Origin of the sequence: Chromobacterium phragmitis (assembly GCF_003325475.1) — a bacterium.
GTDB lineage: Bacteria > Pseudomonadota > Gammaproteobacteria > Burkholderiales > Chromobacteriaceae > Chromobacterium > Chromobacterium phragmitis.
In genome coordinates this window covers 4,382,212-4,409,115 of record NZ_CP029495.1, presented here as the reverse complement: position 1 = coordinate 4,409,115, position 26,904 = coordinate 4,382,212, and the positions used below count along the sequence as shown (strand labels likewise).

Sequence of the window (26,904 nt, the reverse complement as noted above, 5' to 3'; positions counted from 1 at the left end):
CCTTTTCGCATTGCAATGCCGGCGCGAACGCCGCCGCCGGCGGTAACGATAGGAACAAGATATGTCGACTTCTCTGCAAATCGCCGTAGTGGGCGCCACCAGCCTGGTGGGCCAGGCCGTGCTGGAGCTGCTGGCCGAACGCAAATTTCCGGCCGCCCGCGTATTCGCGGTGGACAGCGCCGAGCAAGACGGCAGCACCGTGTCGCTGGGCAATCTGGAGCTGGACGTGCATCCGGTGGACGATTTCAACTTCGAGAACGTCGGCCTGGCCATTTTCGCCGCCGGCGGAGACCTCTCTCGCCAATATGTCCCCCAGGCGCGCGACGCCGGCGCGGCGGTGGTGGATTTCAGCTCCGCCTTCCGCGACGCCGCCGGCGTGCCGCTGGTGGTCCCGGCCATCAATGCCTCCGAGCTGGAAGAACTGGGCCGCGCGCCGCTGGTGTCCGTGCCCAACTGCACGGTGACCCCGCTGGCGCTGGCGCTGGCGCCGCTCGCGCCGCTGGGCATCGCCCGCGTGACCGTGGCTACCTACCAGGCGGTGTCAGGCAGCGGCCAGAAGGCGATGGAGGAAATGGCGGATCAGACAACCGCGCTGTTTTCGCAGCGCGACGCGGAGGTCGGCGTCTACGCCAAGCGCATCGCCTTCAACGTGCTGCCGCAGATCGGCGACGTGGATGACAACGGCGATTCGGAAGAGGAGCGCTCGATGCGCGACGAAACCGCTCGCCTGCTGGGGCTGAAGCCGGAGCAGCTGGAAGCCACCTGCGCGCGGGTGCCGGTGTTTTTCGGCCATTCCTGGGCAGTTCAAGTCGAATTGCATAATGAGTTTGACCTCGAACAAGTGCGAAAACGCCTCAAGGCCGCAGGATTGCAGGTGGTGGGCCGCGATCAGCATGGCGGCTACGTGACGCCGATGGAGGCTACCGGCAACGAGATGGTGTGGGTCAGCCGACTGCGCAAGCACGGCAATGTGCTTGGCCTGTGGCTGTCGGCGGACAACGTCAAGGCCGGCGCCGCGCTGCATTGCGTGCGCATCGCCGAGATCCTGGCTGGACAGGGCGCGATGATGTAAGCGACGCGCACGGCATGTCAAGCCTGCAACGGTTGTGAAATCTGGCTAAAAGACGCGTCAAGGCCTAAGATTGCAACAGTTGCACACTCATGCCCAACGGCATGGGTGCCGATAACATCACATAATGCGACAGTGTCGGAAGGTAGACAGTGAGAAATCAGGGAAAACTCAAGCTTGGCGTGTTGTTGATCGGCCTGGCGTGCTCCGCGTGCGCCTGGGCCGGTTTGGGGAGGATCCATGTTCGCTCCAATCTGGGCGAGCTGCTGAAGGCCGACATCGAAATGACCGGGGTGCAGCCGACGGAGCTGGACGCGGTCAGGGTGGGGCTGGCCGGCATCGATACTTTCCAGGCTTTGAACGTAGATTACTCCAGCTCGCTGTCACTGTTGCGCTTCGCGCTGAATCCCAATACCCGCGGCGCGACGATACGCGTCAGCTCCACCCAGCCCATCAATGACCCTTATCTCCGTTTCGTGGTTGAGGCCAAGGCGCCGTCCGGCCGCTCGATCCGCGAATACACGGTGTTGCTGGACCCTATCAACTACACCTCGCAGAACATTGTCCAGGATGCGCCCAGTTATGCCGACAACGACCAGGCGGGGCGCTACAAGCCGGCCTCTCCGATCAAGGCGGCTCCCGCCATTCCCCGCACGCTGAAGGTAAGAGAGGGCGCGACGCTGCGGGCTTTGGCCGCGAAGGCCAAACCAAAGGGCGCGTCGCTGCGCCAGACGATGGCGGCGCTGGTGCAGGCCAATCCCGATGCCTTCGCCGAAGGCGACGTCAATCATCCCAAGGCGGGTTCGACCTTGCAATTGCCTTCAGCGCGGAAGATGCGGGCATTGTCGGCCGCCCAGGTGGCCAGCATACTCGGCGAACCAGCGCCAGAGGCTCCGGCAGCGCCTGGCGGCCAGCCTCCCGCGGCAGGCGGCAAGGGGGGCGATGTGCTCAAGCTGGTGCCGGGAGACGCCGCGGACAACGCCAAGCTGGGAGACCTGCAGCAACAGATCAACGCTCGGGAGAGGGCGCTGCAGGATGCCACCGCGCGCATCGCGGCGCTGGAGCAACAGCTGAAAGCCCTGCAGGGCAGCTTGCAGGCCTCCGGCGCCAAGCCGTTGCAGCCTGAGCAGGCTATGCCGGCTAGCGCGCCGGAGGCCTCCAGCGCTTCGCATGCAGCCATCGCCGCCAGCGCGCCATTGGCCAAACCGGTGGAAAAACCGCATGCCAAGCCGGCGCCTCATCCCATGCCGCCGCCGCCGGCGCCGTCGCTGATGGATAAGGTGTTGGACAACTTGCCTTTGATCGGCGGCGGCATCGCAGGTGTCGGTCTGCTTGGCTTGCTCGGCATCGTGGTGGCGCGGCGACGCAAGGGCGCGGCGGATGACTCCGGCAGCGCCACTCTTGGCCGCAGCACGGTTACCGGACACGGACCCAGCACCGCGGGCGGCAGCCATTCCTTCATGAGCAACTTTACCCAGGCGGCAGGGGCCATCGATGCGGCGGAAGTGGATCCAGTGGCCGAGGCCGAGGTTTACATCGCTTACGGCCGAGATCAGCAAGCGGAGGAGATACTGAAGGACGCGCTGCAAAAAGACCCCTCTCGCCATGAAGTCAGGATGAAGCTGATGGAGGTATATGCCGCACGTCCGGATGCCGCCAGCTTCGAGCGGCTGGCCAAAGAGATGCATGCCGCTTTCGATGGCAAGGGCGTGATGTGGGCGAAGGCGGCCGCGTTGGGCCGCGCCATTGACCCGCCGAATCCGCTGTACCAGATGGAAGAAGGCGAGCAGGAATTCGCGCCGGCGACGTCCGGAGAGGCTGTCATCGACCTGGATCAGGAGTTGTTCGGCGAGGACGTTCCTGCGGCCACGCAATCGGAGCCGGCTTCCGAGCCGCCCGCCGCCATGGAGGAAGTGGCGGACCCGTTGGCCGCCTTGTTCGAGGAGCCTGCCGGCGCGCCGGCGCCGGCTCAAGAGCCCGCGCTGGATTTTGATCTGGATGCCATGCTGCCGACGGAAGCGCCGGCCGCGGAAGATAAGGCCCCTGAGGCGGATGCCGACATGCTTGACTTCGATTTCAAGCTGGACGACGCGGCGGTCGAGGCGCCCCCAGCGGCGGAAGCGCCGGAAACGACTGATGCCGGCGGCCTGGAGTCCTTGTACCAAGATATGGAGGTGGAAGAGCCGGTTGCGGAGAGCGCAGCGGTTGGGCCTGAAGCCGAGGGCGTGTCGGTCATGGACGATCCTCTATCCACCAAGCTGGATCTGGCCAAGGTCTATCTGGACATGGGGGATAGGGAGGGCGCTCGAGAGGTCTTGCAGGATTTGCTGAGCGAGGCGAAGGGCGCGCTCAAAGAAGAGGCCCAGGCGCTGTTCGACAAAATCAGCGCATAGACTCGGGCTGAGTGATGAGAGCCGCTTGTCGTTTGATGCGATGGCGGCTTTTTTCATGGCGCGAATCTCTTTCGCGGTTTATTGGAAAGGAGCGAATCTCGCTTGATCGGGAGGGAGCGAGATCCGGATTCGGGGCCAAACAGCAATTCATATTTCGGATGGTTGGAGCGGGGCGGGAGATTGTCAGTTCAATCTTTCAGGCTGTTTTGAAATCGTCTGGCTCTCAGATTGCGTTTGGCATGGGATTGCCAGACGAAAGTGCTATAAGGTTTAATTATACGATTTTCAAAAATGCGGTTCGTCTTGATGAATAGGGGCGTTCAGAACGTGGGCGCGGCGGGACGGGCGCGGTTCTAATGCGAGCCGGCTGCATCATGCATGCAAGAAGATTGGGAACATCGACGATGGCTGCAAATTTTCGCAAGACGGGTTTGGCGCTGCTGCTGGCGGGAATGGGAAGCATGTATGCGGCGTATGCCGGACTGGGCCCCATCCGGGTGCTGTCTGCGGATGGGGACACGTTCTCCGCTGAAATTCCAGTGGTCAAGGAGAATATAGAAGACCTCGCGCAGGTGAATCTGGCCAACCGCAACGACTATCCTTTGCTGTCCCCCTACAGCGGATCGGCTCCGATTTTACATTTCAGTCTTGTCCGCGGCAGCGATGGCCATATCAGCAAGGTGCTGGTGAAAGGTCCGGCCAGCTTCGCCGAGCCCTTGCTTCGATTCGCGGTGGAAGTGCGTTGGCCGGCAGGCAGCCTGGTCAGGGAATTCGAGGTGGACTACAAGCGGGACGGGCCGCGCCGCAAGGCGCCCGCTCCTGCCGGCGGAGATGACGGCAAACGCCATGCGGCGGGACCAGACCAGGGGTCGAGGCTGGATGGCGCAGGGTTGGGCGACATCCGTGTCAGTTCCCGGCTGGGAGAGCCGTTAATGGCGGAGTTGCCGCTATTGGGCGGCGCATTCGACAAAACAGAGCAATTGCACGTCGCCATCTTGCCGGATGCCATTTCGGGAGGCTTGGCCAAGGAACAATTGCCGTTGCTGGCTTCCATTTCCCATCAGATCGATCGCGCCATCGATGGGCGGCGCATTTTGCGTTTGTCGTCGTCGCAGCCGATGACGCAGCCCAAGCTCTCATTCCGTCTTGAGGTCGCCGCCGGCAGCATCAAGGCGCAAAAGACATACAGCCTGCAACTGGATGGACTGGCGCAGCAGGCCAAAAACGAAACCGCCCGACCTATCCCTCAAGACGCGAAAAAGCCGTCTGCGGCCGAGGGTTTCAAGTCTTACAAAGTGAAGAAGGGCGATACGCTGTCAGCCATCGCGCTGGGCATGAGCGGGCATGCTCGCGGCGAGAGCGTGTCGGGAAAACTGCTGCTAGACAACCCGGACGCTTTCATCAACGGCGACGCCAACCGATTGCTGGCCGGAGCGGAATTGCGCTACCCATCCAGCTGGACGATGCGGACGGAGACCGCAGCCAAAGCGCCGGCGTCCTCGGAGTCGAAGGCGATGAAGCCGGTCGGCATGGCAAAGTTGCTGGAAGAGGGGCGCAACGCTGATGTCAAGGCAGGCGTTGCGGCCGCGCCGAAGGCCGAGGCGCGGGCTGAGAGCAAGGCGGCAGCCAAGGTCGAGATCAAGCCCGAGCCTAAACATCAAGCTCCAGCCAAAGCGGCTTCAGCGGCTTCTTCGCCAGAGGCGCTGGCGGCGGAGCGCCGCATGCGGGACATGTTGCAGAAGCAGGATCAGGCATTGCAGCAGACCGAGCAGCGGGCGAAGGCGCTTGAAGAGCAGATTCGGGCGATACAGCAGGCGAAGAGCAAACCTGCTCCGACTCCCGCTCCAGTCCCGATGCCATTGATCGCTCAGAACGCGCCCGCCGTCCCTGCGCAAGAGAAGGAACAGGCCAAAGCGCCCAGCCCGCCGCCCGTCCCGCCGCCTGTTTTGGAGCATTCCGCCAAGGAGGCCTCCGCGAGCTCATCGGTGGCGGCGTTGGCCAGCAAGCTGGGCATCAGCGAATCCGCCAAGTCCATGCCGCCCAGCCAGGAGGTTGCCAAACCTGCGCAGAGCGAGCCTGAGAAGACGCCGGCCAAGGCTGCTCCGCAGGTTGCCAGGAAGGAGGAGCACCCTGCCGCGACAGCCGCGGCCAAGCCTGTGGCCTCGGTGCCGCACTCCGCTCCGCAGGTGGCCGGGCACAAGCCGGAGGCGATGATGCCCCGCGAAGCGAAGTCCCTGCCGGCTAGCGGCATGGTCGACGAGGCTATGGCGGCGCTCAGCGACAAGGATGTGCTGATCAAGCTGGGTGGAGCGGCTGCCGCGTTGGGGCTGGTCGCCCTATTGCTGATGCGGCGCAAGAGGGCGGGGGGGGCGGATGCGCCGGCGGACGAAAGCGCGGCGGATCAGGCTGCCAAGATGCGGTTGAAGCCTTTGACCTCGCTAATGAGCTCGTTGAAGAGGGACGACGGCATTGATCTGGATTCCGTGGACGTGATGGCGGAAGCCGAGGTTTATCTGGCTTATGGCCGCGATGACCAAGCCTTGCTGATATTGCGCGACGGTCTGGAAAAGGAGCCGCTGCGGCAGGATTTGCGCCACAAGCTGCTGGAAGTGCTGGCGTCCCAGCCGGACAAGAAGGCATTCATCGAGGAGGCCACCGCGGCCAAAGGCATGTTCAGCAAGGACAGCACCATGTGGCTGCGTATTTGCGAATTGGGGCGGGCGGAACTGCCGGACCATCCTTTGTTCGCTGCGGCGGAGCCGGCGCCAGCTCTTCCTGACACACCCAAGGCTGCGGCGGAGCCTTCCCCGAGTTTCGAACCGGCGCCTCGCTCCGCGCCGCCTTCCGTTACCCCTGCCGGGGCTGGCGCCGAGGATGCGGAGAAAATGGAATTGGCCAAGCTCTATATGGAAATGGGCGACAAGGAAACCGCGGAATTGCTGATGCGCGAGGCTCAGCAGGGCAGGTGACCCCCTGGGGCGAGGAGAGTGGCACCGGTCCAGGCCGGTGCCATTTGTTTTTGCATTGCGACAAGACATGGCGCAAAACAGGCAGGATAGGATAAAGTGAGTGTTTTATCGTTCCAGGCCGAAGGGCTTGGAATCGGCATGAATGGATGGGCAGTTATGAGAATCGCGCTCGGCATCGAGTATGACGGTCGGGCGTTCGCCGGCTGGCAGAGTCAGCCGCACGGCAATACGGTACAGGACAGGTTGAATCAGGCGCTGGGCCAGATCGCCGGCAACCGGCAGGTCGTCACCCATGCCGCCGGCCGCACCGATGCTGGCGTGCATGCCGCGATGCAGGTGGCGCACTTCGATACCGATGCGGCGCGCCCGATGAATGCTTGGGTAAGAGGCGTCAACGCGCTGTTGCCCCCCGAGGTGGCCGTGGTGTGGGCGCGCGAGGTAAGCGACGAGTTTCACGCCAGGTTTTCCGCTTTTTCCCGCAGTTACAGTTACTTCCTGCTGACGCATCCTGTGCGTTCTTGCCTGCTGGCGGGCAAGGTGGGTTGGTACCACCAGTCGCTGGACGTGGGCGCGATGCGCGAGGCCGCCTCGCGCCTGCTGGGGCGGCATGATTTCTCCAGCTTCCGCGCCTCTGAGTGCCAGGCCAAGTCCCCGGTCAAGGATTTGCAGCGGCTGGACATTGCAGAGGCCGATGGCCTGCTGCGTTTCGATCTTCACGCCGATGCCTTCCTGCATCACATGGTGCGCAATATCGTCGGCGCGTTGTTGTATGTGGGCAAGGGAGCCCTGAGTCCGGCCGACCTGCAAGCGCTGATGCACGCGCGCGATCGCACCAGCGCGCCGCCCACCTTCATGCCTGACGGGCTGTATTTGACCGGGGTGGGCTATCCGGAAATTTTCCGCCTACCTTCGGCTTGTAACGAGGCAAGATTAAAGTTGCGATAATATTTATTTGTCATTATTTTATGGGCAGCGGCGATGGTTAGAATAAAAATCTGCGGAATTACCCGGCCTGGCGACGGCGTTGAAGCCGCTCGCCTCGGCGCCGACGCCATCGGCCTGGTCTTTTACGACAAGAGCCCGCGCAATGTGTCCATTGAACAGGCGCGTTCGGTGATCGCGGCCCTGCCGCCTTTCGTCACGGTGGCGGCTTTGTTCGTCAATCCGACTCGCGAGTGGGTGGAGCAGGTGTTGGCGGGCTGCGCCATTGACCTGCTTCAGTTCCACGGCGAGGAGAGCGCGGAATTCTGCCGATCTTTCCATCGTCCATATCTGAAGGCGGTGCGGATGAAGCCCCGTGTCGATCTGCGGCAACTGGCCGAGGCTTATCCGGACGCGCGCGGCTTGCTGACCGACGCCTTCGTCGAAGGCGCGCACGGCGGTACCGGCGCGACGTTTGACTGGACGTTGTTGCCGGACGATCTGTCCTTGCCGTTGATTCTGTCGGGCGGCCTGGACGAAAAGAACATAGAGGAAGCCGTGCGCCGGGTGAGGCCGGCGGCGGTGGATGTCTCCAGCGGCGTGGAGGCGGACAAAGGAATCAAAGACGCCGCCAGGATGGCGGCCTTCATATCAGGAGCAAAACATGGATCGGTATGATTTCCCCGATGCGCAGGGCCACTTCGGCCCTTACGGCGGCGTGTACGTCGCCGAAACCTTGATGGTGGCGTTGGATCAGTTGAAAGCAGAATACGCTCGCGTGAAGGCCGATCCTTCCTTCTGGCAGGAGTTCCACCACGAGCTCAAGCATTACGTCGGCCGTCCCAGCCCGGTGTATCACGCCAAGCGCTGGTCCGAGCAACTGGGCGGCGCGCAGATCTGGCTCAAGCGCGAAGACCTGAACCACACCGGCGCCCACAAGATCAACAACGCCATCGGCCAGGCTTTGCTGGCCCGCCGCATGGGCAAGAAGCGCGTGATCGCCGAGACCGGCGCCGGCCAGCACGGCGTGGCCACCGCCACCGTCGCCGCGCGCTACGGCATGGAGTGCGTGGTGTACATGGGCGCGGAGGATGTTAAGCGCCAGTCGCCCAATGTGTTCCGCATGAAGCTCCTGGGCGCCACCGTGGTGCCGGTGGAGTCCGGCTCCAAGACGCTGAAGGACGCGTTGAACGAAGCGATGCGCGACTGGGTGACCAATGTCGATTCCACTTTCTATATCCTGGGGACGGCGGCCGGCCCGCACCCGTACCCGATGCTGGTGCGCGATTTCGTATCGGTGATCGGCCAGGAGGCCAAGGTGCAGATGCCGGAAGTGATAGGCCGCCAGCCGGATGTCGTGGTGGCCTGCGTGGGCGGCGGCTCCAATGCGATAGGGATGTTCCACCCTTATATCGACGTGCCGGGCGTACGCATGGTGGGCGTGGAGGCGGGCGGCCACGGCGTAGCCAGCGGCAAGCACGCGGCGCCGATCTCCTCCGGCGCGCCGGTGGGCGTGCTGCACGGCTCCAAGAGCTATCTGATGCAGGACGCGGACGGCCAGATCATCGAGACCCACTCCGTCTCGGCCGGTCTGGACTACCCGGGCGTGGGGCCGGAGCATTGCCATCTGAAGGACATCGGCCGCGCCGAGTATGTGTCGATCGACGACGGCGAGGCCTTGCGCGCCTTCCACGACTGTTGCCATCTGGAAGGCATCATTCCGGCGCTGGAGTCCAGCCACGCGCTGGCCTGGGCCGCCAAGGTGGCGCCGACGATGGGCAAGGACCAGGTCATTCTGGTCAACCTGTCCGGCCGCGGCGACAAGGACATCAATACCGTTGCCGGCCTCTCCGGCATTACGCTGTAAGGAGAAGCCGCATGTCACGCATAGAAAAACGATTCGCCGAGCTGGCGGGCAAGAAGGCCCTGATTCCGTTCATCACCGCCGGCGACCCGCATCCCGGCCTGACCGTGTCGCTGATGCACGGACTGGTGGAGGGCGGCGCCGACATCATTGAACTGGGGGTGCCGTTTTCCGATCCGATGGCAGATGGTCCAGTGATCCAGCGCGCGTCCGAGCGCGCGCTCAAGCACAAGGTGGGTTTGCGCCATGTGTTGGAGATGGTGGCCGAATTCCGTCGCGACAACGCAACGACGCCGGTGGTGCTGATGGGCTACCTCAATCCGCTGTGCGCGATGGGCTATACCGAATTTGCCGCCCGGGCCAAAGCGGCCGGCGTGGATGGCGCGCTGACGGTGGACTGCCCGCCGGAAGAGGCCGCCGAGCTTCAATCCGCGCTGGATGCCCAGGGGCTGGACACTGTTTTCCTGATCGCGCCCACCACGCCGCCTTCCCGTGTGGCGGAAATCGCCAAATTGGCCCGCGGATACGTCTATTATGTGTCGTTGAAGGGGGTAACCGGCGCCGGACATCTGGACATTGATGACGTAGCGCGTAAAATTGCTGCCCTCAGACAACAATTGCCGCTGCCGATAGGCGTGGGTTTCGGGATTCGCGACGCCGCGACCGCGAAGGCCATCGCCTCCGCCGCCGACGCGGTGGTGGTGGGCAGCCGGCTGGTACAGGAAATTGAGGCGGCGACACCCGAAACTGCCAGAGAGCAGTTAACACGTCTGGTGGCCGAACTGAAGGCCGCCATCCGCTAGAACACCGACGGGGGCGCAGCGCCCCCGTCGCAATGTGGCCGGAGTGATATCCGGACACCCAGATTCAAGGAGTCAGCATGAGCTGGTTGAACAAGCTCCTCCCGCCGAAGATCAAGCGCGAGAATCGCGCCGACAAGCCTTCCGCGGTGCCCGAAGGGCTGTGGAGCAAGTGCCCGGAATGCGAAGCGGTACTGTATTACACCGATCTGGAGAATAATCTCCAGGTCTGCCCCAAGTGCGGCCATCATCATCCCTTGACGGCGCGCCAACGCCTGAACCTGCTGCTGGACGAGGAAGGCCGGCGTGAAGTGGGCGAAGAAGTAAAGCCCATGGACATTCTGAAGTTCAAGGACAGCAAGAAGTATCCTGACCGCCTGACGGCAGCCAAGAGCGATACCGGCGAGGACGACGCGCTGGTGGTGATGCAGGGCAGCCTCCACTCGCTGCCGGTGGTGGTGGCCGCGTTCGAATTCAAGTTCATCGGCGGCTCCATGGGTTCGGTGGTGGGCGAGCGCTTCGTGCGCGGCGTGCGCGCCGCGGTGGAGGCCAAGGCGCCCTTCGTTTGCGTGGCGGCCTCCGGCGGCGCGCGGATGCAGGAGGGTTTGAATTCGCTGATGCAGATGGCCAAGACCAGCGCCGCGCTGCAATTGCTGACCGAGAGCAAGCTGCCGTTCATCTCGGTGCTGACCGATCCGACGATGGGCGGCGTCTCTGCGTCTTTCGCCTTCCTGGGCGACGTGGTGATGGCCGAGCCCAAGGCGCGCATCGGCTTCGCCGGCGCGCGGGTGATCGAGCAGACCGTGCGCGAAACGTTGCCGGAAGGCTTTCAGCGCGCCGAGTTCCTGCTGGAGAAGGGCGCGGTGGACATGGTGGTGGATAGGCGCGAGCTGAAGCGCAAGATAGCCGGCATGATCACCTTGCTGATGCGGGAGCCGTCCGTCGTCTGAGCGGATGGGCTTCCTGTGCGAAAATGCCGCCTTCGGGCGGCATTTTCATTTGGAACTGCAGCCTTGCAGCGCGGCGTTGAACTGTTGCAGGAACTGCGGCCCCTCCCGGGCGAGAAAAGCCTTGCCGAAGTAGACGCCCATGGGCAGGGACTCGGCCAGCTCGCTGCGCAGCTCCGCCTGGAGACCCATCCGGGCCACCAGCGCGTCCACCGCGTAGGCGTTGCCCAGCACTGCGTCGACGCGGCGGGATTGCAGCATGCGAAGCAGCAGCTCGCTGTTGGCGGGCGTGGAGGTCAGCTGGTAGCCATGGTCGCGCAGCCACGCGTCCATGTTCGAGCCATTGAACGCGGCGATGCGCGCCTGGCGCTTGAATTCCGGGCTGGAGGGCGATAGCGGGCTGCTTTTCAGCAGGTACCAGCGCCGCTCGTAGGGCAGCAGCGGGCGAGAGAGCATGGCGTAGCCATCGCGTTCTTCGGATGGGGTGGCGGCAAAGAAGCCATCCGACTGCTGGTGCTGAACCTGCCATTGCGCGCGCGGCCAGGGCACGAACTCCAACGTGTAAGGACGCTGCATTTTCTTCAGCGCGCAGTCGACGATGCGAACGGCCAGGCCGTCGGCCTGGCCATTGTCGCGGGTGAACGAGAGCGGCGGTTGCTGGTGGGTGACGAGACGGACAGGCTCCGCCGCGGGCATGCCCGGCGCCGCCGGCAGCAAGGTGCAGGCCAGCAATAGTCTGGGCATGAGCGCGTGCGGCATGGTGCGTTCCGGTTTGGCGGGGCAAGCCCTGCTTCTCCTTAAGCGTAAGAAGAGCGCGGCATGGATGACAAGAAATTTCTGCCGCCGCCGTGACGCGGCGCAAGTCCGCTCACTCCGCCGGAACCAGCGCCTCCAGTTGCTCCTGCGCCGCCATCCATTCCTCTTCCACGGCCTCCAGCCGGCTGGCCACCTCGCCCTGGCGCTTCACGCTGTCGGCCATTTTCTGGCGGTTGGCGTCGTCGTAAGCCTCGCTGGAGGACAGGAAGGCTTCCAGCTGGGCCTTTTCCTCGCTCAGCTTGTTCATCTCCTGTTCCAGTTTGTTCAGCCGGTTTTGCAGCGGTTTGCGCAGTTTGGCCAGCTGCTGGCGCGCCTCGGCTTCCTGGCGCTTTTGCTCCTTGCGGTTGACGCCCTGGGCGTCGCAGTCGGAGAGCTTATTGCCCTCCGCCAACTGGGCGATGCGCCACTGGCGGTAGTCTTCCAGATCGCCGTCGAAGGGTTGCACCTTGCCGCCGCTGACCAGCCAGAACACGTCGGTGGTGGACTCCAGCAGGCTGCGGTCGTGCGATACCACGATCAGCGCGCCGGTGAAGTCCTGCAAGGCCAGCGTCAGCGCGTGGCGCATTTCCAGGTCCAAGTGGTTGGTCGGTTCGTCCAGCAGCAGCAGATTGGGCTTTTGCCACACGATCATCGCCAGCGCCAGACGCGCTTTCTCGCCGCCGGACATCGGGCCGACCGGGTCGGTGGCGGCGTCGCCGCGGAAGTTGAAGCCGCCTAGGAAGCTGCGCAGCTCCAGCTCGCGCGTGGTCGGGGCCAGGCGCTGCATATGCTGCAGCGGCGTTTCGTCCGGCCGCAGCGTTTCCAGCGTGTGCTGGGCGAAATAGCCTATCTTCAGCATCTGCGCGTTGATGCGCTCGCCGGCGCGCGGCGCCAGGTCGCCGGACAATAGCTTGACCAGCGTCGATTTGCCGGCGCCGTTGACGCCCAAGAGGCCGATGCGCGCGCCGGCTTCCACCGACAGGCTGATGCCGGACAGGATGGTCTTGTCGCCGTAGCCGGCGTCGGCCTTGTCCAGCTTCAGCAGCGGATTGGGCAGATGCTCGGGGCTGTCGAAGTGGAAGTCGAACGGCGAGGCGGAGTGGGCCGGCGCGATGCGCTCCAGCTTTTCCAGCGCCTTGACCCGGCTCTGCGCCTGGCGCGCCTTGCTGGCCTTGGCCTTGAAGCGGTTGATGAACGATTCCAGGTGGGCGATCTGGCGCTGCTGCTTCTCGTATTCGCCTTGCTGGCGCGCCAGTTTTTCCGCGCGCATCACTTCGAACTGGCTGTAGTTGCCGGTGTACAAGGTCAGCGTCTGGTTGGCCACTTCCACGGTATGGCTGCAGATGGCGTCGAGGAAGTCTCTATCGTGCGAGATCACCAGCAGGGTGCCGGGGTAGGCCTGCAGCCAGTCTTCCAGCCACAGCACCGTTTCCAGGTCCAAGTGGTTGGTCGGTTCGTCCAAGAGCAGCAGGTCGGAACGGCACATCAGCGCCTGGGCCAGGTTCAGCCGCATGCGCCAGCCGCCGGAGAAGCTGGCCACCGGGCGCTGTTGCGCGGCTTCGTCGAAGCCCAGGCCGGTCAGCAGCTTGCCGGCGCGGGACGGCGCGGAGTAGGCGTCGATATTGGCCAGCTCGCCGTGCAGATGGCCGATGGCGTTGCCGTCGTGCTTGTCTTCCGCGTCCGCCAGCTGGGCTTCCAGCGCGCGCAACTCCTTGTCGCCATCCAGCACGTAATCGAGCGCGCTGCGCTCCAGCGCCGGCGTTTCCTGCGCCACGTGGGCCACGGTCCAGTTGGGAGGCAGCAGCATGTCGCCGCCGTCGGCGTGCAATTCGCCCAGCAGCATGGCGAACAGGCTGGATTTGCCCACGCCGTTGGCGCCGGTCAGGCCGGCTTTGTAGCCCGGGTTCAGCGTCAGGTTGGCGCCGATCAGCAATTCTTTCAGGCCGCGGCGCAGGCTGAGGTTTTTCAGTTGGATCATGTTCTTTTGGCCGTCCGCGCGGACGGACGGCATGTGTGTTCGGTTTATACCGCCGGCAGGCTGGACAAGTCCCAGCGCGGCTTGATGGTGAAGCCGCCTGCCGGCTCGGCGAATTTCAGCCGCATGGCGCCGGCGAAGGCGATCATCGCTCCGTTGTCGGTGCACAGCGCCAAGGGCGGGTAGAACACCTCGAAACGCTTGCGGGCCGCGGCTTCGTTCAGCGCGGCGCGCAGCTGCTTGTTGGCGCCGACGCCGCCGGCCACTACCAGCCGCTTCATGCCGGCCAGCTTCATCGCGGCCAGCGATTTCTTCACCAGCACTTCGACGATGGCTTCCTGGAAGGCGCGGCAGATGTCCATCCGCGTTTGCTCGTCCAGCTCGCCCTGGGCGGATTCCTGCTGGCGCACCAAGGTCAACACCGCGGTCTTCAGGCCGGAAAAACTCATGTCCAGATTGCCGGAGTGCAGCATGGGCCGCGGCAAGGTGAAGCGGTCGGGGCTGCCGGATTCGGCCAGCTTGGACAACAGCGGGCCGCCGGGATAGGGCAGGCCCAGCAGCTTGGCGGTTTTGTCGAAGGCTTCGCCGGCGGCGTCGTCCACCGTTTCGCCCAGGATTTCGTAGTCGCCGACGCCGCGCACCGCCATCAGCTGGGTGTGGCCGCCGGAGACCAGCAGCGCCAGGAAGGGGAATTCCGGCTTGGGGTCCGCCAGCAACGGCGACAGCAGGTGGCCTTCCAGATGATGCACCGGAATGACCGGGAGATTCAGGCCGAAGGCCAGCGCGTTGGCCATGCTGGCGCCCACCATCAGCGCGCCGCCCAGGCCGGGGCCTTGGGTGTAGGCGACGGCGTCCAGGTCGGCCAGCGTTTTGCCGGCCTCGGCGAGGCAAGCCTCGGTCAGAGGAATGGCGCGGCGGATATGGTCGCGGCTGGCCAGCTCGGGCACCACGCCGCCATACTCGGCGTGCATGGCCATTTGGGTGTGCAGTTGGTGGGCCAACAGGCCGCTGTCGGTGTCGTACAGCGCGACGCCGGTTTCGTCGCAGGAGGATTCAATGCCTAATACCAGCATGGGTGCAGCTCGGATATAACGGGACAATCTTTCTATTCTACCGGTGAATCTTTGTCCGCCCAATCGACAATGTTAGTCTGACGATCATTTTCGATCAAAAAAGGGGGGCAGGGCGATGCAGGCGAGGCTGAAATGGGTGGACGGCGTGTGTTTCATGGGCGAGACCGGCAGCGGCCACGCGGTGGTGATGGACGGCGCGCCGGAGGGCGGCGGCCGCAACCTGGGGCCGCGGCCGATGGAGCTGGTGCTGCTGGGCACCGCCGGCTGCACCAGCTATGACGTGCTCTCCATCCTGAAGAAATCCCGTCAGGACGTGCGCGACTGTTGGGTGGAGATGGAGGCGGATCGCGCCGACATCGACCCCAAGGTGTTCACCAAGATTCATTTCCATTTCGTGGTGGTAGGGAAAGGCTTGAAGCCGGACGCGGTGGAGCGGGCGATCAAGCTGTCGGCGGAGAAATACTGCTCCGCTTCCATCATGCTGGGCAAGACCGCCGACATCACCCACGATTTCGAGCTGCGCGAGGACTGATTCAGCCGGGCTGCCTGCTTGCCGAGCGATCCAGCAGATCGCGCCGGCTGGCGGTGTCGTTGCGGCGTATCTTGGCCTGCAGCTGCATCAGACCGTACAGCAAGGCCTCGGCGGTGGGCGGGCAGCCCGGCACGTAGACGTCCACCGGCACGATTCGGTCGCAGCCGCGCACCACGGAATAGCTGTAATGGTAATAGCCGCCGCCGTTGGCGCAGGAGCCCATCGACAGCACGTAGCGCGGCTCGGACATCTGGTCGTAGACCTTGCGCATCGCCGGCGCCATCTTGTTGGTCAGGGTGCCGGCCACGATCATCAGGTCGGCCTGGCGCGGCGTGGCGCGCGGTATCCAGCCGAAGCGGTCCATATCGTAGCGCGCCGCCGCCGCATGCATCATTTCCACCGCGCAGCAGGCCAGTCCGAACGACAAATACCACAGGCTGCCCTCTTGGGCGCGGCCGAATAGGCTGTCTAGGGTGGTGAGCAGGAATCCGTCTTTTTCCAGCGAGGGGTGATTCATCAGGCCTCTCCGTTTGGCAGATTCCCCATGCTGCGCCGCCGGCTCAGACCGCGTCTTGCATCGAGGCGACATCCGCGGCCTCGCCCGCCAGCATCTCCCGCAGATCTGCGTCCACGCTGGCCAGCACCAGCCGTTTTTCGTTCTCGTCGTAACGCAGCAGGCCCAGCTCCGGGCTGGACGAGCCATGCATGCCGCGCGCGAAATCGCGCGGGGTGAAGCCGGACAGCAGCTTGAAGTCGCGGCTGAGGTGGGCCTGGTCGAAGTAGCCGCATGCCAGCGCCAGGTCGGCCAGCGAGGTAGCCGGGCTCTGGATCATTCCACCCATCGCTTGCAAGAAGCGCGCCATGCGGCGCATGTCGCGCAGGGGTTGGCCATAGCGGGCGAGGAAACGCCGCTCGAACTGGCGCAAGCTCAGACCGGATTGTTTCGCCAGCGTCTGGCTGTCCAGGAATAGCGACGCGGCGGGCAGTTGCCAACGGTCCAGGCCGCATCGGGCCTCCCGCCGCGCCAGCTGAGCCCGCATCCATGCCGACATGGCCTCCATCCATTGGGAAGGGCCATCGCGCAGGCGCAGGCTGTCGAACAGCTTGTCCTCTTCCTCGCGGCCGATCAGGGCGTCCAGCGGCCAGATCCGGTCGGTCAATTCATGGCTGGAAATGCCGAACAAGGTTTGCAACTGGCCGATGCGCAGCGGCGCGCTGACAAACACCGTGCCGGGCTCAATGTGCAGGCGCACCGGGCGGGACAGCATGCCGACGGCGAAGCTGCGCGGCGAGTCCATGCGCTCCTCGCCTCGTTCGGCATGAGTGGAGCCGGCCAGCAATGCGCCGATGTAGGGGAAGGGCATGGCGGGCATGCGCAGCGCGCCGCCATCGGCATGCTCGATGTGGAAGTAGCGGACGATGCCGCTCAGCGATAGCGGCGGCGGCAGGATCAGGCGGCTCATGGTTGTCGATGATAGGCGAGTCGGCATGGGGATTCCATTGGTATCGTTCTGGCGTCTTTTGCCGCGCCGCTGCTAAGCAAATCGCCAGTCCGTCTTTATGCTTTGTGGATATCGGGTGTAGCATGGCGCCACGCATACAAAGACAGAAAGAGGCTGAGACATGAAGCGAACCTTGTTGGTGATGGCCCTGGCGCTGGCCGGTTTGATGCCGATCGCGCATGCTGACGTCATCGACGGCCATGCCTTGCCGCCCGGCATCAGCTGGCAGCAGGGCGACGTGCCGGCGGCGTTCGCGCGCGCGCAGGCGGAGAACAAGCCGGTGTTCCTGTATTGGGGCGCGGTATGGTGCCCACCGTGCAATCAGGTGAAGTCCACTATCTTCAATCGCCCGGACTTCATCGCCGCGACTCGGCAGTTCGTGCCGGTGTACCTGGACGGCGACAGCGAGAATGCGCAGCAACTGGGCGAGAAGTTCAAGGTGCGCGGCTACCCGACCATGATTCTGTTCCGCCCGGACGGCGCGGAGATCACCCGCCTGCCGGGCGAGGTGGACCCCGAACGCTATCTGCGCACGCTGCAGCTGGGCTTGTCCGCGGTAAAGCCGGTGAAGACTCTGCTGTCCGACGCGTTGTCCGGCAACAAGCTGGCCACGGCCGACTGGCAACTGTTGGCCGACTACGCTTGGGACGTGGATCATGGCCAGCTGATTCCGGAGCTGGATGTGCCCGCCACGCTGACGAAGCTGGCGGAACGGGTGCCGGCCGAGCCGGCCGTCGTCGCGACCCGCCTGCAATTGAAGGCGCTGGCCGCCGTGGCGGGTGAGAAGGACGCTCCTTCCTTCGACAAGAGCCAGGCGCGCAGCCGCTTGTTGCACGTGTTGGGCGACGACAAGCTGAGCCGCGCCAACGCCGATATCGTCATTTATTCCGCTGGCGACGCGCTGAAGCTGCTGGGCGACGACGCCGCGTTGCGCCAGGCTCTCGACGTCCAGTTGAAAAGGCTGGAGGCCGATCCGACCCTATCCTGGAGCGACAGGCTGGGCGCGGCGTCCACGCAGCTGTCTTTATACAAGCAGCGCCACGCCAAGCAGCCGCTCCCTGTCGGCCTAGTGGCCGATGTGAAAGCCAAAGTGGCTGAGGCGGACAAGGCCAGCTCCAACCCTTATCAGCGCCAGGCGGTGATCACCGCCGCCGGCGAGCTGCTGGCAGATGCGGGTCTGCTGGACGAGTCTGACAAGCTGTTGAAGGGCGAATTGAAAACCTCGCACGCGCCGTATTACCACATGCTGATCCTGGCCTCCAACGCCAAGGAGAGGGGCGACAAGCCGGAAGCGCTTTCCTGGTACCAGAAGGCCTATCAGGCGTCGGAGGGGCAGGCTACCCGGCTGCAGTGGGGCGCCAGCTACGTCAGCAACGCGGTGGAGCTCGCGCCGCAGGACGCGGAACGGATCGAGGCCGCCGCCGGCGAGGTGTTCGCCGACGCCGGCAAGTCGGGCAGCGCTTTTTACGAGCGCAGCCGCCGATCGCTGGAAAAGGTGGCGGGCAAGCTCAAGGCCTGGAACCAGGGAAGGGAGCATGCCGAGGCGGTCAATCGCCTGGCTGGGCAGTTGAGCGGCGTCTGCGAAAAGCTGCCAGAGGCGGATGCGCAAAAACCGGTGTGCGACGGCCTGGTCAAATCGCTGCGTTCTTGACGCATGCCTGTCGGCGGCTTTCGGCCGCCGCCGGGGTTAATGAAAGTGCGGGCTCTGGCTATAGAATTCGAAGCATTGCCTGAGCCTGTCCTGTTGCTGCAGCGAGGGGCCGATGAAGGTCAGGCCGTACAGATGGCCCTCGTCGGTTTCCTTGCTCCATAGCAGTTTGGCCTTGAGTTCCAGCGGTTCCTGGCTGACATAGTCCTCGATGCTGTCGCGCGGCAGTTGCAGCTTCAATTGCAGCGGCTTGTCCATCGGGACATCCAGCGGCAAGGGCAGCCGCAGTTGCAGGCCTGACATGCTGAAGTCTGCGGTGATGGCGTCGCGCAGCCGCTCGCCTTCGTGCACCTGAACCAGCAGGTTCTTGCTGACTCGGGGGGTTTTGCGGTTGTCGTTGGCCTGGGGCGTCGCCATCCAGTTGGGGTCGAACTGGAACTGTTGCATGATGTCTCGCAAGTTCTCCGTCACGCGGTACAGATCCTGGCTGATGGCGCCGGTGGTATGGACCTTCAGCGAGTTTTCGTTCAGCGACGACAGCAAGGTGTCCAACTGCTGCTGCAGCGTCGTCAGTTTCAGCATCTGCTCCACGCTGGCCTGGCCGATCCGATGGGCGGCGTCGACGTTGTTGTCGATGTCCTTCACTAGGCCGGAAATGGCGCTGCTGGCTTGTTCAGCCTTTTCCATGCCGGCGTGGGTGCGCTCGATGATGCCTTGCACTGAGCGGGTGTTTTCTTCGATCAGCTGGTTGAGGTTGCCGATGATGGAGGTGATCTCGTCGGTGGCCTGGCTGGCGTGATACGCCAGCTTGCGCACTTCGTCGGCCACCACGGCGAAGCCTCGGCCCTGCTCGCCAGCGCGCGCGGCTTCTATCGCCGCGTTCAGCGCCAGCAGATTGGTCTGGTCGGTGATGCTGGCGATGGTCTGGGTGATCAGCTGGATCTTTTTGTTGGCTTCGCCCAGCGCCAAGATCTTGCTTTCCGCGGTGCGGGCTTCGTGCACCGCCTGCCCCATCTCTTCGATATTGCCGCGCATGGTGGCCATGCCTTGTTCGGCGCTGTTGCGGGCCTGATCGGCGTGGGTGCTGACCATCTGGGCGATGTTGCGCACCGATTCGGCGGTGTCGGACAGGTCCGATGTGGCGCGACGGACATCGGCCGAATGGCTTTGCTCCTGCTGCGAGGTGTCGGTGATGTGTTTGGAGATGTCGGATATCTGGTAGGAGGACTGCGCCACCTGCTTGGATTCCAGATCCAGGAGCCGCATGTATTCGGCCAGCTTGCCGGCCATGTCCTTCATCGCGCCCAGCAGGCTGTCAGGGTCTTTCGAACGGTTGACCACTTCCAGCGCCAGGTTGCCGGCGGCGATCTCGCGCGCCACCTGCGTGGCGTAGGCGGGCTCGCCGCCTAGGATGCGCGTCAGGCGGCGGAACTGGTAGTAATTGCCGATGACGACCAACAGCATGGCGATGGCGGCCACGGTGACGTTCACGATGAAGGCGTCGTCCAGAATGTCGCGCTGGCGGCTGCTGGCGGCGGACGACTGCTTATCCAGCTGGCCGGCGACTTGTTCCAATTGCTTGTTTATCGCGTCTGTGGTGTCGTCGAAGCCGGTGCCGGGCTGTTTCATGATGGCGTTGCCGGCTTCCCGTCCTTGATGGATGTACACTTCGGCCATCTTGCGGCCAACCTCGTGCAGCTTGTCGATCTGTCCTTTCAGCGGCTGCAGCGACGACGAAAGCTCCGGCAGCAGCCGGATCAGCTTGTCCAGCTCCTGCTGCGCCTGCTTGCGGTTGGTTTCCGCGTCGCGATAGTCGTCGGAGCCTTCGCCGGTAGCGGCGGCGTCAGTCAGGAATTGCTGGATCTGCACCACGTTGTAACGCGTGTTCTTGAAGGCGATGGTGGCTTCCGCCAGCTGCCTTTGCTCGGTTTCCGCGCGCATCAACGCGGTATCGCTGAGCCAGATCATCGCATTGCCTATCAGCAGCGGCACGGCGACGATCAAGGTGCCGAGTATCATCAACTGCTTGACTGACAGCTGTCGCATCATCCTCTCCGCTAGGGGCATGCCTTGGCGTTATAGTCCAATTCCCATCAGGTGGCATGCGATCGGCAACATGAATTTCCACTGGTTTGCATTTGGTATTTTGCGCTGCGGGAGGCTTGGCGTTTGTCTCAAGGAGAAAGCCGGGTAGAATGCGCGCTTTGGCAATGCATTGATTTGACGGGAAATCGCGATGGCGAAGAAACAACAGGAAAAACTGGACGAGGAAACGCTGGCGCTGCTGGCTTGGTGCGCAGAAGTGGAGACCCATCTGGTGGCCGCCGGCGCGACCGAGGCGGAGGCTCAAGAACACATCGAAGAGCAGGCCGAATGGTATACCGACCAGTTCTTTGACGGCCTGACGCCGGAAGAGGCGGCCAAGGCCGCTTTGGCATGAGGCAGCGCGTAGCCGTCATCGACTTCGAAACCAACGGCGCGGCGCCCGGGCGGGAGTGCCGCGCCACCGAGATAGGCGTGGCGATGGTGGAGGGCGGCCGCGTGGTCGACCGTTTCCAGAGTTTGATGAACGCGGGCGTCTGGGTGCCGCCGATGATAGAGCGCCTGACCGGCATCAGCAACGCCATGCTGAAGGACGCCCCGCCCGCGGAGCAGGCGATGCGCGAGGCTGCCCGTTTTGTCGGCGATACGCCTTTGGCCGCGCACAACGCCAGTTTCGACCGCAAGTTCTGGGACTACGAGCTTGGCTTGTTGGGGCTGGCGCGCAGCCAGGAGTTCGCCTGCACCTTGATGTTGTCGCGCCGCTTGCTGCCGCAGGCGCCGGACCACAAGCTGGGCACGCTGGCGCGTTGGGCCAGTCTGCCGGATACCGGCCGCGCCCACCGCGCGCTGGCGGACGCCGAAATGGCCGCCAATCTGCTGACGCTGTTGGGCGATACGCTGCAGCAGCAATACCGGCTGGCCGATATCGACCATGCTTTGATGTGCAAGCTGCAGAAGGTGGCTGCAGCCAAAGTTAAGCCTTATTTGAGAGAGCTGCAGGCCGCGGCGACGGCGTGAAAAAGCGGAAGCCAAGGGCTTCCGCTTGTCGTTTATGGCCAGCTTACTTTTCTTGCGGCGTGATGACCTGCACCACATAGGCATAAGGGCCGTTGGGCGGGCGTTCCGCGATGTAGGCGCAATACCAGTTGGAGCCCCAGGGCAGGCCGGTGTCCCATGGGGTGTTCTGGGCATCGTCCCAAGTCCATTTCTTGGTTTTGTCCTGCGGGTTGGATGGGAAACTGGTCCCTTCGTAAACGTGGATTTGGCCTTGTTGGGCGCGGAACGGCGCGGTGCTGCTCCATTTGAGCCAGAGATTACCGTGCTGCTGGAACGCGGTCAGCGTCCAGGCGTAACTCTTGGTGGCCGTGGCTTCCGCGATGGCGGCCTGGGTTTCGGTGGCGGTGCTCATCATTCCCTCCCGGGAGATTTGGAAAGAAAGGGGCGGCCCGGGGGAGTCTTCAGGATCGCCGAATGAGCGATGCGGGCGCGAGCCGGACACGGAGGCCAAGCTGAGTGGGCCGCCTTGGCTTCATATTAGGTAGCGATGGGCAACTTAAAAATACGTATCAATACTATTTTTATTTAAATATTTTCAATGGAACGTTGAGGCGTGGGCATGGCGGCGGTGCATGGACGGGCGCAGGCAGGGTTTGCCAAAGAGGCGCAAGCTTATGAACGCGGCCGGCCGGAATACGCGTGGGCGCTGACGGACTGGCTGGAGCGGGAGCTAGGTCTGGGCGCAGACTCCGTCGCGCTGGATCTGGGCGCGGGCACCGGCAAGTTCACCAGATTGTTGACTGGGGTGGCCGGCGAGGCAATCGCGGTGGAGCCGGTGGCCGAGATGAGGGCGCAATTGCAGGAAAGTCTGCCTGGCACCCTTGCGCTGGCCGGCACGGCTGAGGGGATTCCCTTGCCAGACGGGGCCGTGGATGCGGTGGTTTGCGCCCAGGCCTTTCACTGGTTCGCCAGCGAAACCGCGCTGGCGGAAATCCATCGCGTGTTGAAGCCTGGCGGCAGCTTGGGCTTGGTGTGGAATGTGAGAGACGAGTCCTGCGCCTGGGTGGCGGAGATCACCCGGCTGATGGCCCCGCATGAGGGCGACACGCCGCGCTTCCGCTCCGGCGCATGGCGCAGGCCGTTCGAAGCCGGCCGCTATTTCGCCGCGCCGGCCTTGACCATGCTTCCGCACACTCATGCCGGCCCGCCTGATCGCGTGATCGTCGACCGTTTTCTGTCGGTCAGCTTCATCGCCGCCTTGCCGGACGATGAAAAACGGCGCTTCGCCGAAGCGTTGCGCCGTCTGATCGCCACCCATCCCGATTTGCGCGGCAGGGAGGAGGTGGCGTTTCCTTACCGCACCGAGGCGTATCGTTGCGCCCGGCTGTAAAGCGGTTTAGCCGATCTGCAGCGGGGGGAAGGACTTGACCAGGTCGTCGATGGCCTTGACCTGGGCCAGGAAGGGCTCCAGTTGTGTCAGCGGCAGCGCGCTGGGGCCGTCGCATTTGGCCTCGGCCGGATTCGGGTGGGCCTCCAGAAACAGGCCGGCGATGCCGATGGCCATGCCGGCGCGGGCCAGCTCGGCCACCTGGGCGCGGCGGCCGCCGGACGCGGCGGCGCCGGATTCGCGCTGTTGCAGCGAATGGGTGACGTCGAAGATCACCGGACGGTTGCCGCTGACTTTCTTCATCACGCCGAAGCCCAACATGTCCACCACCAGGTTGTCGTAGCCGAGGCAGGTGCCGCGGTCGCATAGGATCAGTTGCTCGTTGCCGGCTTCGACGAACTTCTCCACTACGTTCTGGATCTGCGCCGGGCTCATGAACTGCGGCTTCTTGATGTTGACGGCGCGGCCGGTCTTGGCCAGCGCTTCCACCAGGTCGGTCTGGCGGGCGAGGAAGGCCGGCAGCTGCACCACGTCGGCCACTTCTGCCACCGGGGCGGCCTGCCACGGCTCATGCACGTCAGTGATCACCGGCACGCCGAAGGTGTCTTTCACCGCCTGCAGGATCTTCATGCCTTCTTCCAGGCCCGGGCCGCGGTAGGAATGGATCGACGAGCGGTTGGCCTTGTCGAAGCTGCCCTTGAACACGTAGGGGATGCCCAGCTTTTGCGTGACGCGGACGTATTCTTCGGCGGCGCGCAGCGCCAGGTCTCGGGACTCCAGCACATTGATGCCGCCGAACAGCGTGAAAGCGCCCTGATTGCTGACATTGATGTTGGACTGGATGGGAACGTTGATCACGTGATTTTTCCTATATCTTGTAGAACATATGCGAAAGCGGGGTGCTGTTCGTTCGGATCGAGCTTTTCGCCGCATTGCTGGACCCCGACATGATATACCCGCTATCCGGCTGCGTACTATCGTTGCCGCGTCAATTTTCCCTTGTCCGTCATGATGGAGGGTGGACTCGTCCGGCTTGCATGGCGAGAGTGGAATTTAAAAGTCATTATTTCAGTAGTACAATAATGCCAATAAATTATATGGTGGCTGTGAAATAATATGATTTTGAAAGAAAAAGTCTTTCTCGAAGCCAAGGATTGGAAGCAGGCAGCCGGCGACGCCGCGGAAAAGGAAATGGCTTTTTATTTGCGGCGTTATTTCGCCGACGATCAGGAGGTATATGTCCTCAATGATGTGAGGCTGGAACTGGATGGCGATGCCGCGCAAATGGATCATGTGCTGATTCACCCGGCTGGCTTGACCATAGTCGAAAGCAAGAGCGTTTCGGGCAAATTGCAGATGAGGGCGGATGGACAATGGCTGCGCTGGTTCGACGACCGCTCTTCGGGCATGGCGTCCCCGATCATCCAGGCCAGAATGCAGTCGGAGTTCCTGCGCAAGTACTTGCGTAGCCGCACCGCGCAACCGGAGGTGATAGACCGTTTGGCGATGGATGTGATCGTGTCCATTTCCAGCAAGGGCCAATTCATTCCGCCCAAGGGCGTCGAGGTGCCGGAGGTGTGCAAAGCGGATCAGGTCGGGGAGCGCATCCGCGCCAAAACTCAAGGTGAGGCGGCGTTTCCCGCGTCGCATCGGCGCATTCTGGGCAAGTATCTGGCCAAGATGCACAAGCCGCGCACCGAGTCGATGGTGGTGGCGCCGGCCGCTCCCATGACTGCGCCCTCTCCAGCGCCGACGGCAAAGCCGGAAGCGTCGGTTCTGCGGCATCTGGCCTACATCGGCCCCTTGCTGAAGCCGGCCGGATTGTTGCGTAGCCTGGCCGGCGGGGCGGCGCTGCGCAAGGTCTACGCCACATTATGCAAGGGGTGCGGATCGCAACGGTTGGAATTCCGTTACGGCAAGTTCGGCTACTACCTGAAATGCCTAGATTGCGGAGAAAACACCGCGATCCGGCTGGATTGCCGGCAATGCGGCAAGCAGACCCGCCTACGCAAGCAGGAGGAGTGCCTGTTCGTCGAGTGCAAGGACTGCGATCTGTCCGAAGTACTGCACCGCAACGACCAACCGTTGCCTGAGTTGGCCTGACGCCATTTGCGGCGGGACAGGACATTTGGTTTTCTCGCCTATATAGTGGATGCCTTTCGAACCTGACGATGACGACCGATATGAGCGACTTGTCTGCCTTCCCGATCACCGGCAAATGGCCGGCCCGGCATCCCGACCGCCTGCAGCTGTACTCTCTGCCGACGCCCAACGGCGTCAAGGTTTCCATCATGCTGGAGGAAACCGGCCTGCCGTACGAGGCGCACCTGGTCAGCTTCGAGCGCGACGATCAGCTGTCGCCGGCATTCCTGTCGCTGAACCCGAACAACAAGATCCCGGCCATCCTCGACCCCAACGGTCCGGACGGCAAGCCAATGGCCCTGTTCGAGTCCGGCGCCATCCTGATCTATCTGGCCGAAAAGACCGGCCAGTTGCTGCCCAAGGACCCTGCCGCGCGCTATGAAGCCATCCAGTGGCTGATGTTCCAGATGGGCGGCGTGGGGCCGATGTTCGGCCAGCTGGGCTTTTTCCACAAGTTCGCCGGCAAGGACTACGAGGACAAGCGCCCGCGCGACCGCTACGTCGCCGAGTCCCGCCGCCTGTTGCGGGTGCTGGAGGGACGGATGGCTGGCCGCGCCTGGATCATGGGCGGCGAATACACCATCGCCGACATCGCCACCTGGCCATGGGTGCGCAATCTGGTGGGTTTCTACGGCGCGGGCGAGCTGGTGGGCTTCGATGACTTTCCCAATGTCCAGCGGGCATTGCTGGCTTTTGGCGAACGGCCCGCGGTCGCGCGCGGGCTGGCGATTCCGGCGCGGGGCTGAAACGCATGGAGAAAATAATGATCCCGTTTGGCCGCGCCGCGGCGCTGGCCGCATTTTGCTGCGCCGCCGCGCAGGCTGCGGAGCCTTCCAAAGCGCAGGTCGGGCGCTGGCTGGGCGATGTGGGCAAGATAGAGCTTGGCCCCATGCATGCCGTAGCGCTGAAAGGCGGCGAGAAGGGTTACGTGATTGAGGCTGAGTTTCCCGAGCAAGGCCGGAATTTCATGCAGGGCTACGTTTTGGCGCGCCCGGCGAGGGCAAAGGCCATCGTGCTGGACGGGTATGGAGGCCAGACTAGCGATGTGGGCATGATTGCCCGGGATGATCGCAAGGGCGACATGCTGGTGTTGGGAAGCGCGGGCTCCGGCCAGGGCAGTTACGGCCATGCCCAGTACGTGGTGGTGCTGGATGGCTGGAAGCCAAGAGTGCTATTCAAAGCGGAAGAAGACAGCAATTACGGCGACTGCGGCTATGATGGCAAACCCTGCGAGGGAAGCCAGGTGTTTTTGAATGTGCTGGATGGCGACAATGGCAAAATCCAGGTGGCCGTCACCACCGTGAGGCATTCCGGCCTCGACGAAAAGAGGATGAAGAGCAGCGTATCGGCCAAGATCGTGACGCTGTCCCATCCGAAATAACGCCTGCGGGCCGGAATGCCGCATCCGGCCCTTCCTGCGCGAGTCAGCGCAGCGCGCCGCGCTTTACGTGCGGTTCGCGCATGCTGCCGCTGTCTATCTTCCACGCGCCGCCTTGCTTGACCACCACATAGCTGGCTTTCTCCTCGCCGCCTTTGGGGTGGGGCTTGGCTTGCTCGTCCGAAGGGCGGGTGGGGTCCAGTTGATAGCGGACCACGAATTCGCAGCGGCGCGGGCCGCATCGCTGCGGCTGCACGCCGTAGCCGGTGATCAGCGTCACCATGTCCCAACCCGGCTCGTCTTGGTAATTGGCAAAGTAGCGGGCGGCCGGATACTCCTGCAGCCGCATGCCGGCGGCGTCCTTGGCCAGATAGCTTTCCAGCATGGCTTGCGGGGAGCCGGCGGCGGCGAGCGGCGCCGCCATGGCCAGGCCGATCAGAACAGCGCTTTTGTACATGATGCTTTTCCTT

25 protein-coding genes are annotated in these 26,904 nt (G+C 63.6%); 16 read left to right on the top strand and 9 right to left on the bottom strand.

From position 1 onward, the window contains the following. The first annotated feature begins 61 nt into the window (after positions 1–61). The 8 genes from DK842_RS20755 (at position 62) to accD (ending at position 10,966) form a co-directional block, all read left to right on the top strand. On the top strand, positions 62–1,072 hold the full coding sequence (locus DK842_RS20755; protein WP_114063173.1) for an aspartate-semialdehyde dehydrogenase: 1,011 nt from the start codon (positions 62–64) through the stop codon (positions 1,070–1,072). Positions 1,073–1,221: 149 nt separating this feature from the next. Then, positions 1,222–3,462 carry a FimV/HubP family polar landmark protein gene (locus DK842_RS20750; protein ID WP_114063172.1) on the top strand — a complete coding sequence of 747 codons (2,241 nt, stop codon included), beginning with the start codon at positions 1,222–1,224 and terminating at the stop codon, positions 3,460–3,462. Positions 3,463–3,866: 404 nt separating this feature from the next. Then, entirely contained in the window at positions 3,867–6,431 is a 2,565-nt protein-coding gene (locus DK842_RS20745) for a type IV pilus assembly protein FimV (RefSeq protein WP_114063171.1), read from the top strand. Between the two features lie 156 nt (positions 6,432–6,587). Next, on the top strand, positions 6,588–7,376 hold the full coding sequence (truA, locus tag DK842_RS20740) for a tRNA pseudouridine(38-40) synthase TruA (protein ID WP_114063170.1): 789 nt from the start codon (positions 6,588–6,590) through the stop codon (positions 7,374–7,376). Between the two features lie 33 nt (positions 7,377–7,409). Then, a complete protein-coding gene (locus DK842_RS20735; RefSeq protein WP_114063169.1) occupies positions 7,410–8,030 on the top strand; it encodes a phosphoribosylanthranilate isomerase in 621 nt (206 codons plus the stop codon). Further along, entirely contained in the window at positions 8,017–9,219 is a 1,203-nt protein-coding gene (gene trpB, locus DK842_RS20730) for a tryptophan synthase subunit beta (protein WP_114063168.1), read from the top strand. Before DK842_RS20735 ends, trpB begins: the two co-directional genes overlap by 14 nt. An 11-nt stretch (positions 9,220–9,230) precedes the next feature. After that, complete coding sequence (trpA, locus tag DK842_RS20725; protein WP_114063167.1) at positions 9,231–10,019, top strand: tryptophan synthase subunit alpha; 789 nt, start codon at positions 9,231–9,233, stop codon at positions 10,017–10,019. Positions 10,020–10,096: 77 nt separating this feature from the next. Continuing rightward, a complete protein-coding gene (gene accD / locus DK842_RS20720; protein WP_114063166.1) occupies positions 10,097–10,966 on the top strand; it encodes an acetyl-CoA carboxylase, carboxyltransferase subunit beta in 870 nt (289 codons plus the stop codon). Between the two features lie 45 nt (positions 10,967–11,011). Here the strand turns inward: accD and DK842_RS20715 are convergent, their stop codons facing one another. From DK842_RS20715 to tsaD, 3 genes are all read right to left on the bottom strand, one after another. Then, positions 11,012–11,722, bottom strand: coding sequence for a substrate-binding periplasmic protein (locus DK842_RS20715; protein ID WP_114063165.1), 711 nt, complete (start codon positions 11,720–11,722; stop codon positions 11,012–11,014). Between the two features lie 109 nt (positions 11,723–11,831). Continuing rightward, positions 11,832–13,736, bottom strand: coding sequence for an ATP-binding cassette domain-containing protein (locus tag DK842_RS20710; RefSeq protein WP_114063840.1), 1,905 nt, complete (start codon positions 13,734–13,736; stop codon positions 11,832–11,834). A gap of 44 nt (positions 13,737–13,780) precedes the next feature. Beyond that, entirely contained in the window at positions 13,781–14,806 is a 1,026-nt protein-coding gene (gene tsaD / locus DK842_RS20705; protein ID WP_114063164.1) for a tRNA (adenosine(37)-N6)-threonylcarbamoyltransferase complex transferase subunit TsaD, read from the bottom strand. 115 nt (positions 14,807–14,921) lie between these two features. Between tsaD and DK842_RS20700 the strand changes: the two genes are divergently transcribed. Then, on the top strand, positions 14,922–15,338 hold the full coding sequence (locus DK842_RS20700; protein WP_114063163.1) for an OsmC family protein: 417 nt from the start codon (positions 14,922–14,924) through the stop codon (positions 15,336–15,338). Between the two features lies 1 nt (position 15,339). Here DK842_RS20700 and DK842_RS20695 read toward each other — a convergent pair whose 3' ends face one another. Then, the gene (locus tag DK842_RS20695) at positions 15,340–15,855 is read right to left on the bottom strand and encodes a NuoB/complex I 20 kDa subunit family protein (protein WP_114063162.1); all 516 of its coding nucleotides are present in this window, start codon (positions 15,853–15,855) and stop codon (positions 15,340–15,342) included. 43 nt (positions 15,856–15,898) lie between these two features. Further along, the gene (locus DK842_RS20690; protein ID WP_114063161.1) at positions 15,899–16,828 is read right to left on the bottom strand and encodes a helix-turn-helix domain-containing protein; all 930 of its coding nucleotides are present in this window, start codon (positions 16,826–16,828) and stop codon (positions 15,899–15,901) included. Positions 16,829–16,961: 133 nt separating this feature from the next. Here DK842_RS20690 and DK842_RS20685 point away from each other — a divergent pair, with 133 nt between their 5' ends. After that, on the top strand, positions 16,962–18,491 hold the full coding sequence (locus DK842_RS20685) for a thioredoxin family protein (protein ID WP_114063160.1): 1,530 nt from the start codon (positions 16,962–16,964) through the stop codon (positions 18,489–18,491). Between the two features lie 36 nt (positions 18,492–18,527). Here DK842_RS20685 and DK842_RS20680 read toward each other — a convergent pair whose 3' ends face one another. After that, positions 18,528–20,534 carry a methyl-accepting chemotaxis protein gene (locus DK842_RS20680; RefSeq protein ID WP_168194945.1) on the bottom strand — a complete coding sequence of 669 codons (2,007 nt, stop codon included), beginning with the start codon at positions 20,532–20,534 and terminating at the stop codon, positions 18,528–18,530. Positions 20,535–20,724: 190 nt separating this feature from the next. Here DK842_RS20680 and DK842_RS20675 point away from each other — a divergent pair, with 190 nt between their 5' ends. After that, positions 20,725–20,928, top strand: coding sequence for a hypothetical protein (locus DK842_RS20675; protein ID WP_114063158.1), 204 nt, complete (start codon positions 20,725–20,727; stop codon positions 20,926–20,928). Beyond that, positions 20,925–21,548, top strand: coding sequence for a 3'-5' exonuclease (locus DK842_RS20670; protein ID WP_114063157.1), 624 nt, complete (start codon positions 20,925–20,927; stop codon positions 21,546–21,548). The genes DK842_RS20675 and DK842_RS20670 overlap by 4 nt, the downstream gene beginning before the upstream one ends. A 43-nt stretch (positions 21,549–21,591) precedes the next feature. Here the strand turns inward: DK842_RS20670 and DK842_RS20665 are convergent, their stop codons facing one another. Further along, positions 21,592–21,939, bottom strand: a complete 348-nt coding sequence (locus DK842_RS20665) for a hypothetical protein (protein ID WP_114063156.1) — start codon at positions 21,937–21,939, stop codon at positions 21,592–21,594. Positions 21,940–22,146: 207 nt separating this feature from the next. On the opposite strand from DK842_RS20665, the gene DK842_RS20660 reads away from it, so the two are divergent. Further along, complete coding sequence (locus DK842_RS20660) at positions 22,147–22,917, top strand: class I SAM-dependent methyltransferase (protein WP_114063155.1); 771 nt, start codon at positions 22,147–22,149, stop codon at positions 22,915–22,917. A 6-nt stretch (positions 22,918–22,923) separates the two neighbouring features. Here the strand turns inward: DK842_RS20660 and kdsA are convergent, their stop codons facing one another. Beyond that, on the bottom strand, positions 22,924–23,769 hold the full coding sequence (kdsA, locus tag DK842_RS20655) for a 3-deoxy-8-phosphooctulonate synthase (RefSeq protein WP_232538699.1): 846 nt from the start codon (positions 23,767–23,769) through the stop codon (positions 22,924–22,926). Between the two features lie 261 nt (positions 23,770–24,030). Here kdsA and DK842_RS20650 point away from each other — a divergent pair, with 261 nt between their 5' ends. The 3 genes from DK842_RS20650 (at position 24,031) to DK842_RS20640 (ending at position 26,437) form a co-directional block, all read left to right on the top strand. Further along, the gene (locus DK842_RS20650; protein ID WP_114063153.1) at positions 24,031–25,017 is read left to right on the top strand and encodes a nuclease-related domain-containing protein; all 987 of its coding nucleotides are present in this window, start codon (positions 24,031–24,033) and stop codon (positions 25,015–25,017) included. Between the two features lie 68 nt (positions 25,018–25,085). Next, on the top strand, positions 25,086–25,802 hold the full coding sequence (locus DK842_RS20645; RefSeq protein WP_232538546.1) for a glutathione S-transferase N-terminal domain-containing protein: 717 nt from the start codon (positions 25,086–25,088) through the stop codon (positions 25,800–25,802). A gap of 17 nt (positions 25,803–25,819) precedes the next feature. Continuing rightward, the gene (locus tag DK842_RS20640) at positions 25,820–26,437 is read left to right on the top strand and encodes a hypothetical protein (RefSeq protein ID WP_114063151.1); all 618 of its coding nucleotides are present in this window, start codon (positions 25,820–25,822) and stop codon (positions 26,435–26,437) included. A gap of 43 nt (positions 26,438–26,480) precedes the next feature. Here DK842_RS20640 and DK842_RS20635 read toward each other — a convergent pair whose 3' ends face one another. Further along, positions 26,481–26,891, bottom strand: coding sequence for a hypothetical protein (locus DK842_RS20635; RefSeq protein ID WP_114063150.1), 411 nt, complete (start codon positions 26,889–26,891; stop codon positions 26,481–26,483). Positions 26,892–26,904: the final 13 nt, after the last annotated feature.

Coding starts and splice junctions, on each gene's coding strand:
- DK842_RS20645 (WP_232538546.1), top strand. CDS start 25,086: ATGACGACCGATATGAGCGACTTGTCTGCCTTCCCGATCACCGGCAAA.
- accD (WP_114063166.1), top strand. CDS start 10,097: ATGAGCTGGTTGAACAAGCTCCTCCCGCCGAAGATCAAGCGCGAGAAT.
- DK842_RS20660 (WP_114063155.1), top strand. CDS start 22,147: ATGGCGGCGGTGCATGGACGGGCGCAGGCAGGGTTTGCCAAAGAGGCG.
- DK842_RS20755 (WP_114063173.1), top strand. CDS start 62: ATGTCGACTTCTCTGCAAATCGCCGTAGTGGGCGCCACCAGCCTGGTG.
- truA (WP_114063170.1), top strand. CDS start 6,588: ATGAGAATCGCGCTCGGCATCGAGTATGACGGTCGGGCGTTCGCCGGC.
- DK842_RS20710 (WP_114063840.1), bottom strand. CDS start 13,736: ATGATCCAACTGAAAAACCTCAGCCTGCGCCGCGGCCTGAAAGAATTG.
- trpB (WP_114063168.1), top strand. CDS start 8,017: ATGGATCGGTATGATTTCCCCGATGCGCAGGGCCACTTCGGCCCTTAC.
- DK842_RS20665 (WP_114063156.1), bottom strand. CDS start 21,939: ATGAGCACCGCCACCGAAACCCAGGCCGCCATCGCGGAAGCCACGGCC.
- trpA (WP_114063167.1), top strand. CDS start 9,231: ATGTCACGCATAGAAAAACGATTCGCCGAGCTGGCGGGCAAGAAGGCC.
- DK842_RS20640 (WP_114063151.1), top strand. CDS start 25,820: ATGATCCCGTTTGGCCGCGCCGCGGCGCTGGCCGCATTTTGCTGCGCC.
- DK842_RS20650 (WP_114063153.1), top strand. CDS start 24,031: ATGATTTTGAAAGAAAAAGTCTTTCTCGAAGCCAAGGATTGGAAGCAG.
- DK842_RS20680 (WP_168194945.1), bottom strand. CDS start 20,534: ATGCGACAGCTGTCAGTCAAGCAGTTGATGATACTCGGCACCTTGATC.
- DK842_RS20690 (WP_114063161.1), bottom strand. CDS start 16,828: ATGCCGACTCGCCTATCATCGACAACCATGAGCCGCCTGATCCTGCCG.
- DK842_RS20675 (WP_114063158.1), top strand. CDS start 20,725: ATGGCGAAGAAACAACAGGAAAAACTGGACGAGGAAACGCTGGCGCTG.
- DK842_RS20715 (WP_114063165.1), bottom strand. CDS start 11,722: ATGCCGCACGCGCTCATGCCCAGACTATTGCTGGCCTGCACCTTGCTG.
- DK842_RS20745 (WP_114063171.1), top strand. CDS start 3,867: ATGGCTGCAAATTTTCGCAAGACGGGTTTGGCGCTGCTGCTGGCGGGA.
- DK842_RS20685 (WP_114063160.1), top strand. CDS start 16,962: ATGAAGCGAACCTTGTTGGTGATGGCCCTGGCGCTGGCCGGTTTGATG.
- DK842_RS20735 (WP_114063169.1), top strand. CDS start 7,410: ATGGTTAGAATAAAAATCTGCGGAATTACCCGGCCTGGCGACGGCGTT.
- DK842_RS20695 (WP_114063162.1), bottom strand. CDS start 15,855: ATGAATCACCCCTCGCTGGAAAAAGACGGATTCCTGCTCACCACCCTA.
- DK842_RS20635 (WP_114063150.1), bottom strand. CDS start 26,891: ATGTACAAAAGCGCTGTTCTGATCGGCCTGGCCATGGCGGCGCCGCTC.
- DK842_RS20700 (WP_114063163.1), top strand. CDS start 14,922: ATGCAGGCGAGGCTGAAATGGGTGGACGGCGTGTGTTTCATGGGCGAG.
- DK842_RS20670 (WP_114063157.1), top strand. CDS start 20,925: ATGAGGCAGCGCGTAGCCGTCATCGACTTCGAAACCAACGGCGCGGCG.
- tsaD (WP_114063164.1), bottom strand. CDS start 14,806: ATGCTGGTATTAGGCATTGAATCCTCCTGCGACGAAACCGGCGTCGCG.